Origin of the sequence: Pseudomonas sp. WS 5411, assembly GCF_012985595.1 — a bacterium.
Classification (GTDB): domain Bacteria; phylum Pseudomonadota; class Gammaproteobacteria; order Pseudomonadales; family Pseudomonadaceae; genus Aquipseudomonas; species Aquipseudomonas shahriarae.
The window spans coordinates 226,232-238,891 of sequence record NZ_JAARMC010000002.1 but is presented as its reverse complement, the minus strand read 5'-3'; the positions used below and the strand labels follow the sequence as shown (position 1 = coordinate 238,891).

Here is a 12,660-nt window from a genome sequence, read left to right as displayed (position 1 = left end):
GTCGAAATGTTAATTCCGGGGGTGTGCAAATGACTTCGATAACAGGCTTTCATCCATTTTCTTTTTACAGTGATCTGGCCGGTAAAAATAAGCCGATAGATCCGGTGAATCCAACAAGCCCAATAGATAAAGTGCAGTCGGGTGTGCGCAATCCAAAGGACACAACCGCTGGTGATGACGCCGAATTTTTTAACGCCGATACCCAGGAATGGCAGCCAACCGCCTCTAATGGCAAAGGTGATGGCGGTTATGTGAACTTTGGTGATCCCTATCGAGAGCCCATAGATCATGAGCTGGTTTACGGAGCCAATGGGGAGTGGCAATTAAAAGCTGATGGATGATTGCTTAAAAGTTGAGTGGGTGTTTTTGTTTGTGGTTCTTTATGATTTTGGTGGGTGCTTTTGCAAAGTGTAGGGGCTGGGTTACAGGAAGTGTCTGTTATTAATGTGGGAACTAAATGGGCAATGTTATTTGCCCATTGGTTTTTATCACTCAAAAGCTGTACTGGGCTCCTGCGCCCGCATACCACGACCTGCCGGGCGCGGCTTCGTAATAACGATCGTTGCCATCGCCGACAATCACCGAACCGATGTACTGGCGATCCAGCAGGTTGTCCAGGCGCAGGGTCTGGTGAAAGGTCCAGTGTTCGACCTTCTGCTCAAAGCGTGCACGCCAGTTGAAAACGCTGTAAGCCGGAGCCGCATGCTTCTGGTTGGTGTCTTCGACATAGATCTTGCTGCGGTACATGCCTTCGACGGCGGTGCTGACCCAGTCCCGTGGTTTCCAGTTCAGTTCGGCAAAGAGCGTGGTCTGTGGGACGCCGGGTAGGTAGTTGCCCTTCTCCACGGTTTTGCCGCTGTTGCTGAAGTTGCTGTCGTAGGTGGCTTGCAGGCGGGTGTAGGCGAGGTTGGCGCTCCACTGTTCGCTCAGTTGGCTTTCGATACCCAGTTCAAAGCCACGGCGCAGGGTGCGGCCGGCGTTTTGGTAGCTGGTGCGTCCGCCATTGGACTGTGCGACTACCAGCTCATCCTCGGTGGTGATCTGGAACACAGCGGCATTGACCCGCGTGCTGTTGTTCACCTGCGCCTTCAAACCCACTTCATATTGAGTGCTTTCTGACGGCTTCAGGCCAAAGTTGAAACCTTCGATGGCGCCCGGGGCGTAGGCCATTTCGGCCTGGGTCGGCGTTTCGAAGCCCTTGCCAGCGCTGACATAGCCGTGCAGCTCAGGGGTAAACGCGTACATCACGCTCATCGATGGCGTGTTCTTCTGGTAGGTCTTGTTGCCACTGGCATCGCCATTGCTCAGGAACTGGTCATCGACGTCCATTTCCATGGTGCTGTGGCGCAGCCCGGCTTGCAGGGTCCAGCGGTCGATGGCCCAGTTGGCCTGGATGTACGGGTCGAGGCTGCGGGCGGTGTCGATTTCATTGCGGCGCAATTCGCCTTTCACGCCGAGGGTGTTGCCGCTGTAGTTCTGGTAGCCGTGGCGGCTGTCTTCGCTCTGGTCGAAGTCCAGGCCGGTGATGATCATCAATTCGCCCGGCACGCTGTCGATGGGCTGCATCCAGCGCACGCCGCCACCGTAGAACTTGCGGTCGAATTGCACGACGCCGCCGCCGCGTTCGTTGGCCGGGTTAAGTCCCCCGTTCACCGTGAACTTTGGAATCGACAAATACTGAATCACACTCCTGCGCCCGGTGTAGGCATTCACCTGCAATGTCGCATCGCCAATGTACCGCTCGTAATTCATCCCTACCTGTTGGTGATCAATGCTCTTGCGTGTGTTGTACGCCAGGGCATTGCTGCTCACCGAGCGCGGGTCGGCCTTGTAGCCTGCCCAGGTCTGCCCCAGCGGGTCCTGGGTGCCGTTCTGCTCCAGGCTGCTGTAGATCAGGGCCAGCTTGCTGTCGTCATCGGGCTCGAGGTTGAGCTTGGCGAAGGTCTGGTCGCGGCGGGCGCTGCTGTGGTCGCGGTAGCCGTCGGTGTCCATGCGTGAGGCATCGAGGACAAAACCGGCGCCCTGCACCGCGCCTTCGGCGCTGAGGTGATGCTTGTTCAGGCCATCGCTGCCGACCAGGGTTTCGGCGCCGATACGGGGTGGGCCTTCGCCGTTGCGCGAGAACATCTGGATCACCCCGCCGGCGTTGCTGCCATACAGGGTGGCGGCCGGGCCGCGCAGGACTTCGATACGGTCGGCGGTGTCGAGGTTGAAGGTGGCGGCCTGGCCCTGGCCATCCGGGGTGCTGGCGGGGATGCCATCGGCAATCAGCTTGATCCCGCGTACGCCAAACGCCGAGCGCGCGCCAAAACCACGGGAGGAAATCTGCAGGTCCTGGGCATAGTTCTGGCGGTTCTGCACCACCAGCCCCGGCACGCGGGACAGGGCTTCCGAGGCATTGATGCCCAACTGGCCGTCGCTGATCTGCTCACGGCTGATGCTGTCCACCGAGTAGGGCAGGTCGAAACTGCGGCTGGCGCTACGCGAGCCCGTCACCACACTGGGGTCGAGAATCAGTGGGGCCTCTTCGGCCAGGGCCGTTTGCTGCAGGCCCAGCAGGCTGGGGAGCAACATCGCAAAACAGGTGGGAGCAACAACTTTCATGAGCGAACCAACTTCTATGACGCGCAGCGCCGGCGCGGAAAAAAGGGCGCGAGTTTAACGATTCTGCGTGGCGTTTCCGAAGAATATTCCCGCAAAATGCCGGCATATTCGTCTTACGCCATCTTGGGTTAGGCTGTCCGCCCCATGCCAAAGAGGGTTGCCCGTGAATCCTACAAACATTCTGCTGCTTGCCGCCATTGTCCTTTCGACCACTGCCTGCGGCACCCTCGACACGGTGTTTCGCGAAGACGCAGTAGCCAGCCAGAAACTCAAGGACCTGCGCAGCCACTGCGAGAGCGTGCCCCGTATCTACAGCGGGGTGGTGTATGACTTCTGCTCCCTGAATGGCGAACCCAACGGCAAGAAAAGCCTGGAAGGCCAGCAGATTGCCTCGGTGCCCTGGATTGCCATTGATTTTGCCCTGTCGGGCGTCCTCGATACTTTGGTACTGCCCTATACCGTCTACCGACAGAACCGCGATGGCAGTATCGAGATTTTCCGATGATGCCTCTTGTTTCTCCCTGCCATTTGCGGCTAGAGGCGTTTTGCCGCTTTTAAGCTATAATCCCGCCCTTTAGCTTTTCTCGCTGAGGCGAGGGGCACACATTTTTTCAGGCGCCAGCGCCTGCATGCAGACTAAAAGAGGCTAGACCCCAGTGGCATTGACGATTCTTGGCCTGTCCGGCGCCCTTAGCCATGATCCCTCCGCAGCCCTGTATATCGACGGCAAGCTGATCGCGGCCGCCGAAGAAGAGCGCTTCGTACGCGATAAACATGCAAAGAACCGCATGCCCTACGAATCGGCGAAGTTCTGCCTGGAACAGGCTGGCATCAAACCCTCCGACGTTGATGTGGTGGCGATCCCGTTTGCCCCGATCAGCTTGTTCGGCGAGGCTCGCTGGCACTATGCCAAGCGTTACTGGTACGCCCCGGACCGCGCCCTTGACGCGATCCTGATGGGCAACCGGCGCTACAAGCGCTATCGCAACAAGATTGTCTGGTGCCTGGAGCAACTGGGCTTCGATCCGAAGAAGATCAAGATCGAACCGGTTGAACACCACCTGGCCCACGCCTCCAGCGCCTATCACTGCTCGGGCTTCCAGGAGAAGACCGCGATCCTCGGGATCGACGGTAAAGGCGAGTACGCCACGACCTTCTTCGGTTATGGCGAGAACGGCAAGATCCACAAGATCAAAGAATTCTACGATCCGGACTCCCTGGGCGGCCTGTACGGCGCGATCACCGAGTTCCTCGGTTTCGAGATGCTCGACGGCGAGTTCAAGGTCATGGGCATGGCACCCTATGGCGATGCCAGCAAGTACGATTTCTCGCGCCTGGCCTCCTTTGAAAATGGCGAGCTGGTGATCAACACCGACTACGCCAACGTCATCGGCCTGCGCCGCTATAAAGAGAAGGGCAAGGGCTTCTACTTCTCGCCAAAACTGATCGAGTGGCTGGGCCCCAAGCGCGAAGGCGACATCGCCGACGAGCCGTACATCCACTACGCGGCCAGCATGCAGGCGCTGTTCGAGAAGCTGTCGTTGCAGATGATCGACCATTACTTGGGCGATATCCTCAAGGAAACCGGCAAGCTGGCCTTCGCCGGCGGCTGCGCGTTGAACGTCAAGTTGAACCAGAAGATCATTGCCCGCGATGACGTCAAGGAGCTGTTCGTGCAGCCGGCGTCCGGCGATGCCGGTACCGCCGTGGGTGCGGCGGCCTATGTGTCCCATGCCCGTGGGGTACCGGTAGAGAAGATGGAGCACGTCTATCTCGGCCCGTCCTACAGCAACGAAGAAGTGATTGCCGCGTGTGCCAAGCACCCGAGCAAGCCGAAGTGGCGCCAGATCGACGATATGCCCAAGCGCATCGCCCAGATCATGGTCGACGGCAACCCGGTGGCCTGGTTCCAGGGACGCATGGAGTTCGGTCCGCGCGCCTTGGGCGGTCGTTCGATCATCGGTTGCCCGAGCGCCGTGGGCGTGGCTGACCGGATCAACCACCAGATCAAGTTCCGCGAGCGCTGGAGGCCTTTCTGCCCGTCGATGCTCGACACCGTGGCCCCGCAGATGATCAAAGTCGATCACCCGGCCCCGTTCATGACCTTCACCTTTGAAGTCGCCGAAGAGTGGAAAACCCGCGTGCCGGAAGTGGTCCATGAAGATGGCACCTCTCGCGCCCAGGTGCTCAAGCGCGAGTACAACCCGCGCTACTACGACATGATGAAAGAGCTGGAAGTGCTGACCGGCAACGGTGTGTCCCTGAACACCTCGCTCAACCGCCGTGGCGAAGCGATGATCTGCTCGCCGACCGACGCACTGAACATGTTCTTCGGCTCCGACCTGCAGTACCTGATCATGGAAGACATCCTGGTCGTCAAAGACGGTGTGGAAGGGCAAGCCGTTGACTGAAGCACTGATTGGCGTCGTCATCCCTGCCTACAACTACGCGCGCACCCTGGGGCGCGCGGTTGAGTCGGTGCTGGCGCAACTCGACGAAGCTGATGCGCAGTTGTTGGTGATTGACGACGGCTCTACCGACGATACGCCGCAGGTGCTCGAGGCTTTGATGGCCAAGCACCCGGGGCGTTTCCAGGCCTTGCGCAAGCCCAATGGCGGATCGTCCTCGGCGCGTAATCGCGGGATCGAAGAGTCGGCGGGTCAGTACCTGATTTTCTTGGATGCAGATGATGAAATGGTGCCAGGTGCACTGGCCCTGGTCGCGCAGCATATTGCCACGCACCCGGACAGTCGCTTTATCATCGGTGGCCATTGGTCGGTATTTGAAGATGGCAAGCGCCGTCTGCATGCTGTCAAGCCGCTGCCTGCCGAGCCTTATCTGCGGGTGCGCGGGTATTTGCTGGAGAAGACTATTGCAATGTCCAATGGTGCTTGTGTCATGCACCGGGACATCTTCAGGGTGGGCAACTACCCGGAGCACATGCGCAACGCCGAGGATATCCCGGTGTTTGCCCAGGCCCTGGCGCGCGTGCCCTGCACGGTTATCGACCAGCCGCTGGCGTTGGTCTACAAGCATGCGGACAGCTTGCGGCATGACATCAAGCACAGTGTGGCGGCGGGTGTGAGCCTGGTTGACGAGGTGTTTTCGCCAGTGCGTATGCCGGCAGAGTTGCAAGGCTTGCGCAGTGCGTTTCTCGCGCAGCGCTGCCTGTCTTTGTTTCGCAATTGCTTCAGTGCTGGGGAGTACACGCTTGCCAGGCAGTTTTACTGCCAGGCGGTACGTACAGACTGGCGCGCCCTGACGCGTTGGTCGTACACACGCAAGGCGCTTCAGCTGATGTTCAAGTAAGCGTTTTGTAGCCTGTTACGCTACGCCTGGAATGACCTATGAAGCGCCTGAGTTGATTGCAATGACCGGGCGTTGGTTTTTTTGTGGCGTGGTGGCTTTTCTGGAATATATGTTTTCAAATCTTGTGCACACGATGTGACGCCAGGTTTTAAGGGGGGGGTGTGGTTGGAATTGGCAGTAAATTGTGGGCCCGGGTTTTGAGTGTTGTCGTCGAACAGCCCGTTCGAGTGGCATTTTTCGGGAGTTTGCTGCTATCCCTGATCGCCGTATTGGGCGCCGCGACAGTCGGGCGTGATGCGGCTTTCTACCTGACCATTGCCCAGGACGCTCACGTCCACGGCCCGAAAGCCGCCTTTGCCCTGTTCAACTGGCCCTGGTTCTCCCTGCTCCTGGCGGGCACCCATTCGGTTACAGCCCTGCCCATAGAGCTGAGTGCTCACTTGTGGTGTTCGCTGTTTGCCGCCGGGACCTGTGCCCTGCTGGTTGACTGCGTTCGCCAGCGCTCGGTGCAGGTTGCGCCCTGGGCTTGCCTGGTGGTGTTGGCGATGCCGGCGTTCAACCAGTTTCGTGGCGAGATCCTGCGTGAGTTCGGCTTCTGGTTTTTCTGCACCCTGACGCTTTGGCTGGCCATGCGTTGGCAGGCCCGGGGGGGGTGGCTGCGTGCGGCAACCATCCACCTGGCAATTGTCGCGGCGGCAGCTTTTCGGCTGGAAGCGTTGTTGCTGTTGCCTGCGCTGGGCTTATGGCAGTTGCCTGGCCTGTGGCTGCGTGAGCGGCGCCTGGCGCTCCTGCAGTTTATTGCGCTACCGCTGCTCGGCGTGGTGGCGGGGATGGTACTGGTCTCGGCTACCGGTGGTTTTTCATCGGTGCGCGTTGCCTACTATATGGACCTGATCAACCCGAGCAGTGTCCTGGCGTCATTTGATTTGCTGCGCGAGCAGTTCGCCAAGTCGCTGATCAACAAGTACTCCCAGGATGAAGCCGGACGCATCATCTTTTTTGGCATCCTGGCGGCCATGTCCATCAGCTTTGTGAATATTTGCGGTCCGTTTGCCGTGCCGTTTTTACGGGGCCGCAATTGGCAGGCGATCAAGCGCTACTGGCATGAATACCGGCCTTTTGCCTGGGCGGCGGTGTTGTACCTGCTGGTATTGTTGTTGTTCTTTATCCAGCAGCAGTTCATGAACGTGCGCTACATGAGCTTCTTGAACCTGCTGTTGGTGCCGGCGCTGGCGATGGCGCTGCAGATGTTTGCCCAGCAGTTCCCGCGCCTCGGCAAGGCGCTGGTGGCGATATGCCTATTGGTGATGCTGTCCAATGTGGTGTCCACCGGGCCGGGCAAGGTCCAGTACGTCGAGGCGGGGCGCTGGATGGCGGCGAATGTCGAGCCGGATGTGCCTGCTTACTTCGATGATGGCCGTATCGGCTATTACGCTGGACGGGGTTATCTGCTCAAGAAACTGACCCGTGAAGCGGCGATGTCTCCGGCGCACGCAGGTAAATTCCGCTACTTCCTGATCGAAGCCCGCGGCAACGAGCCCTGGCTCACCAGTTGGCTGGCCGAGCGCAACCTGCGCATCGTCGAGCGCTTCGCCAATCGTCGAGGCGCCACGGTACTGGTCATCACCCAGTAAGATCAGTCCAGTAGTTGCCGCAGGCGCTCAATCAACGGCGCCTGTTGACTGCCTGCCGGCAAGCCCTGGCGATAGCCATCGAAAAAGGCTTGCCCGGCATCATCGCCCAGCAGCCACTGGCGGTCCTCAGGGTAGCGTCGCAGGTGGCTGAAGTTACGCAGGCGCTTGCTCTGGCTCAGGGGGGCGGTCTGGCAACTCAGGTCGGCAATGTCGATCAGCCCCAGGGTGTTTTCCGGTGTCAGGACCACGTTGCCAAAGTGCAGCGAGCGAAAGTACACGCCCTTCTCATGCAATTGCGCAATGAAGCTGCCAAGACGCACACGCAGGGCGTCGGCCTCGGTTTTGGCAAGCTGCAACTGGCGGATGGTTTCCCCGGCCAGCGGGCTGTAGTACACCGCATCCCGCGCAATGCTGGGGATGCGATACACCGCAATGATGCGCGGGCAGGGGATATCCCGTTGCTGCAGGGCGTGGGTGTTATTGGCGAAACGTTGTGCATACGGGTAGAACAGCGCCGAACTGAGCAGGCGCTTGCGCCGGAACAGTTTGAGCATGCAACCATCGGTCAACCGGAGCACCTTGTCGCCAGAACCATCGGCTTCCAGCACCTGCGCGCCGGCGCGCAGTGCCTCATAGGTGTTGTGATCGATTACTTGCATGCCTGACTCCCATCAATAGCCGGTTATCTTAACCGACTTGGTGCAAGGCTGGCCCCTGCTCATGTTTTTTGGGCTGAAGAGGCCTGTGATATGATCCGCGCCTTACTGATTTGCGCGGATTCCCATGAGCAGTCCTGAACCGAAAACCCAGTCGACGCTGGCGATTTACTTTCGCCTCCTGACTTACGTACGGCCTTATGTGGGTCTGTTCATCCTGAGTATCGTCGGGTTCCTGATCTTCGCATCGACCCAGCCGATGCTCGCTTATATCCTCAAATATTTCGTCGATGGCCTGGCGAACCCCGAGGCCAGCCTGTTCCCCGGCAACCCCTATCTGGGCAAGTTGCAGTTGCTGGAAACCGTGCCACTGATGATCGTGCTGATCGCGGCCTGGCAGGGCGTAGGTTCGTTCCTCGGCAACTTCTTCCTGGCCCGGGTTTCCCTGGGGCTGGTCCACGACCTGCGTGTGGTGCTGTTCAACAAGCTGTTGGAGCTGCCCAACCGCTTCTTTGACAAGAACAACTCCGGCCATCTGATCTCGCGCATTACCTTCAACGTGACCATGGTCACCGGTGCTGCTACCGATGCGATCAAGGTGGTTATCCGTGAAGGCATGACCGTGATTTTCCTGTTCTGCACCCTGGTGTGGATGAACTGGAAACTGACCCTGGTGATGCTGGCGATCCTGCCGGTGATCGGCATGATGGTGAACAGCACCAGCCGTAAATTCCGCAAGCAAAGCAAGAAAATCCAGGTGTCCATGGGCGACGTGACCCATGTGGCATCCGAGACGATCCACGGCTACCGTGTGGTCCGCAGTTTTGGCGGTGAGCAGTATGAAAAGGTGCGCTTCGAGCAGGCGAGCCTGAGCAACACCGAGAAACAACTGGCGATGACCAAGACCGGCGCGGTGTACACGCCGATGCTGCAGTTGGTGACCTACAGTGCGATGGCCGTGGTCATGTTCCTGGTCCTGTATTTGCGTGGCGATGCCTCGCCGGGTGATCTGGTGGCCTACATCACCATGGCTGGCTTGTTGCCCAAGCCGATTCGCCAGCTTTCCGAAGTCAGCTCGACCATCCAGAAGGGTGTGGCGGGCGCCGAAAGTATTTTCGAGCAGTTGGATGAGCCGGTAGAAGTTGACCAGGGCGTGATTGAACATGAGCGTCTGGCGGGGCGCATTGAAGTGCGCAACCTCAGCTTCCAATACCCGGATAGCGACAAGAAGGTGCTCAACGACATCAGTTTTATCGTCGAGCCTGGGCAAATGGTCGCACTGGTAGGGCGTTCGGGCAGCGGCAAATCCACCCTGGCGGGCTTGATCCCACGCTTCTATCAGCACGAACAGGGGCAGATTCTGCTCGATGGCGTACGCGTGCAGGATTTCACCCTGCGTAACCTGCGCCGGCAAATCGCCCTGGTGACCCAGCAGGTCACCTTGTTCAACGACACCGTGACCAACAACATCGCCTATGGCGACCTGGCCGGCGCGCCCACCGACGCGGTGCATCATGCCGCTCGCGAAGCCTATGCCGATGAGTTCATCGTGAAGATGCCCCAGGGCTATGAAACCCTGGTGGGCGAGAACGGCGTGTTGCTGTCCGGTGGCCAGCGCCAACGCATCGCGATTGCCCGGGCCCTGCTCAAGGATGCGCCGCTGTTGATTCTCGACGAGGCCACCTCGGCCCTGGATACCGAGTCCGAGCGCCATATCCAGGCTGCCCTGGACCATGTGGTGAAGAACCGCACGACCCTGGTGATTGCCCACCGCCTGAGCACCATCGAGAAAGCCGACCTGATCCTGGTGATGGATGACGGCCAGATTGTCGAGCGCGGCACCCACGTCGAGTTGCTGGCGAAGAATGGCTACTACGCGCGGTTGCACGCCAAGGAGTTCGAAGAAGGTGACCCGGTGGCGCCCTCCCACGTGACAGATGCCTATTGAGGCGCCATTGCAGCCAGGCTGGCATTGACCGCCAGGATTGAATCGGTCGATGCTTTTCCCTGTGCTAATATCGCGCCCCTGTTCATTTTGTATGTGGGTTGCTCCATGAAGTTGTCCATGCCGCGATTCGATCAAGCCCCTGTCTTGGTGGTCGGCGATGTCATGCTCGACCGTTACTGGCATGGCGGTACCTCACGGATTTCCCCTGAGGCACCGGTACCGGTAGTCAAGGTCGAGCAAATCGAAGACCGTCCAGGGGGCGCTGCCAACGTTGCCCTTAACATCGCCGCGCTCGGCGCCCCGGCCTCCCTGGTCGGCGTGACCGGCGACGACGAAGCCGCCGACAGCCTGACCAACAGCCTGCGCGGCGCTGGCGTGCGTGCGCTGTTCCAGCGCATTGCCCACCAACCGACCATCGTCAAGTTGCGGGTCATGAGCCGTCACCAGCAATTGCTGCGTATCGACTTTGAAGAACCCTTTGCCACCGACGCCCTGGCCCTCAGTGACCAGGTCGACGCGTTGCTCGAAGGCATCAAGGTGCTGGTGCTGTCGGACTACGGCAAAGGCGCACTGAAAAACCACCAGGTGCTGATCCAGGCTGCCAAGGCCCGGGGCATCCCGGTGCTGGCCGACCCCAAGGGCAAGGACTTCTCGGTCTACCGGGGCGCCAGCCTGATCACGCCGAATCTCAGCGAATTTGAAACCATCGTCGGCGGCTGCGTCGATGAGCACGACTTGGTGAGCAAAGGCGCAAGCCTGATGGCCGACCTCGACCTCGGCGCGTTGCTGGTGACCCGTGGTGAACACGGCATGACCCTGCTGCGCCCCGGTCACCCGGCCATGCACCTGCCTGCGCGAGCGCGGGAAGTGTTCGACGTCACCGGCGCCGGCGACACCGTTATCTCCACCCTGGCGGCGGCGATCGCCGCCGGCGAGGAGTTGCCCCACGCGGTGGCCCTGGCCAACCTGGCGGCGAGCATCGTGGTCGGCAAACTGGGTACGGCGTCCATCAGCGCCCCGGAACTGCGTCGCGCGATCCAGCGTGAGGAAGGTTCGGAGCGTGGCGTGTTGAGCCTTGAGCAGTTGCTGCTGGCGATTGACGATGCCCGCGCCCATAACGAAAGCATTGTCTTCACCAACGGTTGCTTCGACATCCTGCATGCTGGCCATGTGACTTACCTGGAGCAGGCTCGCGCCCAGGGTGATCGCCTGATCGTGGCGATCAACGACGATGCTTCGGTCAGTCGCCTCAAAGGCCCTGGCCGGCCGATCAACAGCGTGGATCGGCGCATGGCGGTGCTGGCTGGGTTAGGCGCGGTGGACTGGGTGATCAGCTTCTCCGAGGGCACCCCGGAAAACCTGTTGGCCCAGGTCAAGCCAGATGTATTGGTCAAGGGCGGGGATTACTCGGTCGACCAGGTGGTCGGTGCCGATATCGTCAATGCCTATGGCGGCAAGGTCAAAGTCCTGGGATTGGTGGAGAACAGCTCGACCACCGCGATTGTCGATAAAATTCGTCAAACCAACGATGCCGCCCGATAGGTTTACCGCTATGTCTGATGCTCTCGTACTGATTACCGGCGGCGCTGGTTTTATCGGCTCCAATCTGGTCGATGCACTGCTAGCCAAGGGCTATGCGGTGCGCGTGCTGGATAACCTGTCCACCGGCAAGCGCAGTAACCTGCCATTGGATAACCCGCGCCTGCAACTGCTCGAAGGCGATGTGGCCGATGCCGCACTGGTCGCCCGCGCAGCGGTGGGGGCGACGGCGGTGGTGCATCTGGCGGCGGTTGCTTCGGTGCAGGCGTCGGTGGATGACCCGGTCAGTACGCACCAGAGCAACTTCGTGGGCAGCCTGAATGTCTGCGAGGCCATGCGCCAGGCTGGGGTCAAGCGCGTGGTGTTTGCCTCCAGTGCGGCGGTGTATGGCAATAACGGCGAAGGCGACTCGATCGACGAGCAAACCGCCAAGGCACCGTTGACGCCATATGCCTCGGACAAGCTGGCCAGCGAGCACTACTTTGACTTCTATCGCCGCCAGCATGGCCTGGAGCCGGTGATTTTCCGCTTCTTCAATATTTTTGGCCCGCGCCAGGATCCGTCATCGCCGTATTCCGGGGTGATCAGCATCTTCAGCGAGCGCGCGCAAAAAGGCCTGCCGATTGCCGTATTCGGCGACGGTGAGCAAACCCGTGACTTCATGTACGTCGGGGATCTGGTTGCGGTGCTGGTGCAAGCCGTGGAAATGGCGGATGCCCCCCTGGGCGCGATCAATGTCGGCTGGAACCACACCACCACCCTCAAGCAGTTGCTGCAGGCGCTGTCGGAAATCATCGGCTCGTTGCCGGCTGTCAGCTACACAGAGCCGCGCTCGGGTGATATCCGGCACTCCAGAGCCAACAACCAGCGCTTGGCGGCAAGCTTCACATTGCCTGAGCCGACGCCGCTGAAGGTTGGTCTGGAGCGACTACTCAACCAGTAGGTACCGCTCGCCACAGGCGGGGCTGCT

General features: G+C 59.9%; 10 protein-coding genes. 8 read left to right on the top strand and 2 right to left on the bottom strand.

Features of this window, described 5'->3' with window-relative positions:
• Positions 1-29: 29 nt before the first annotated feature.
• Positions 30-341, top strand: a complete 312-nt coding sequence (locus HBR93_RS04940; RefSeq protein WP_157717210.1) for a hypothetical protein — start codon at positions 30-32, stop codon at positions 339-341.
• Positions 342-492: 151 nt separating this feature from the next.
• On the opposite strand, the gene HBR93_RS04935 is transcribed toward HBR93_RS04940, so the two are convergent.
• The gene (locus HBR93_RS04935; RefSeq protein WP_169959899.1) at positions 493-2,604 is read right to left on the bottom strand and encodes a TonB-dependent receptor; all 2,112 of its coding nucleotides are present in this window, start codon (positions 2,602-2,604) and stop codon (positions 493-495) included.
• Between the two features lie 163 nt (positions 2,605-2,767).
• Here HBR93_RS04935 and HBR93_RS04930 point away from each other — a divergent pair, with 163 nt between their 5' ends.
• The 4 genes from HBR93_RS04930 (at position 2,768) to HBR93_RS04915 (ending at position 7,547) form a co-directional block, all read left to right on the top strand.
• Positions 2,768-3,109 (top strand): YceK/YidQ family lipoprotein, encoded by a 342-nt coding sequence (locus HBR93_RS04930; protein ID WP_169959898.1) that lies wholly within the window; start codon positions 2,768-2,770, stop codon positions 3,107-3,109.
• A gap of 151 nt (positions 3,110-3,260) precedes the next feature.
• On the top strand, positions 3,261-5,015 hold the full coding sequence (locus HBR93_RS04925; RefSeq protein ID WP_057437314.1) for a carbamoyltransferase: 1,755 nt from the start codon (positions 3,261-3,263) through the stop codon (positions 5,013-5,015).
• On the top strand, positions 5,008-5,913 hold the full coding sequence (locus HBR93_RS04920; protein WP_169959897.1) for a glycosyltransferase family A protein: 906 nt from the start codon (positions 5,008-5,010) through the stop codon (positions 5,911-5,913). Before HBR93_RS04925 ends, HBR93_RS04920 begins: the two co-directional genes overlap by 8 nt.
• 245 nt (positions 5,914-6,158) lie before the next feature.
• The gene (locus HBR93_RS04915; protein ID WP_262377250.1) at positions 6,159-7,547 is read left to right on the top strand and encodes a hypothetical protein; all 1,389 of its coding nucleotides are present in this window, start codon (positions 6,159-6,161) and stop codon (positions 7,545-7,547) included.
• 2 nt (positions 7,548-7,549) lie between these two features.
• Here the strand turns inward: HBR93_RS04915 and HBR93_RS04910 are convergent, their stop codons facing one another.
• Positions 7,550-8,206 (bottom strand): phosphotransferase, encoded by a 657-nt coding sequence (locus HBR93_RS04910; RefSeq protein WP_169959895.1) that lies wholly within the window; start codon positions 8,204-8,206, stop codon positions 7,550-7,552.
• Between the two features lie 124 nt (positions 8,207-8,330).
• Here HBR93_RS04910 and msbA point away from each other — a divergent pair, with 124 nt between their 5' ends.
• From msbA to HBR93_RS04895, 3 genes are all read left to right on the top strand, one after another.
• Positions 8,331-10,151 (top strand): lipid A export permease/ATP-binding protein MsbA, encoded by a 1,821-nt coding sequence (gene msbA / locus HBR93_RS04905; protein ID WP_169959894.1) that lies wholly within the window; start codon positions 8,331-8,333, stop codon positions 10,149-10,151.
• A gap of 105 nt (positions 10,152-10,256) precedes the next feature.
• Positions 10,257-11,693 (top strand): bifunctional D-glycero-beta-D-manno-heptose-7-phosphate kinase/D-glycero-beta-D-manno-heptose 1-phosphate adenylyltransferase HldE, encoded by a 1,437-nt coding sequence (hldE, locus tag HBR93_RS04900; protein ID WP_115129349.1) that lies wholly within the window; start codon positions 10,257-10,259, stop codon positions 11,691-11,693.
• A 10-nt stretch (positions 11,694-11,703) separates the two neighbouring features.
• The gene (locus HBR93_RS04895) at positions 11,704-12,633 is read left to right on the top strand and encodes an NAD-dependent epimerase/dehydratase family protein (protein ID WP_057437323.1); all 930 of its coding nucleotides are present in this window, start codon (positions 11,704-11,706) and stop codon (positions 12,631-12,633) included.
• The last annotated feature ends 27 nt before the right edge of the window (positions 12,634-12,660 follow it).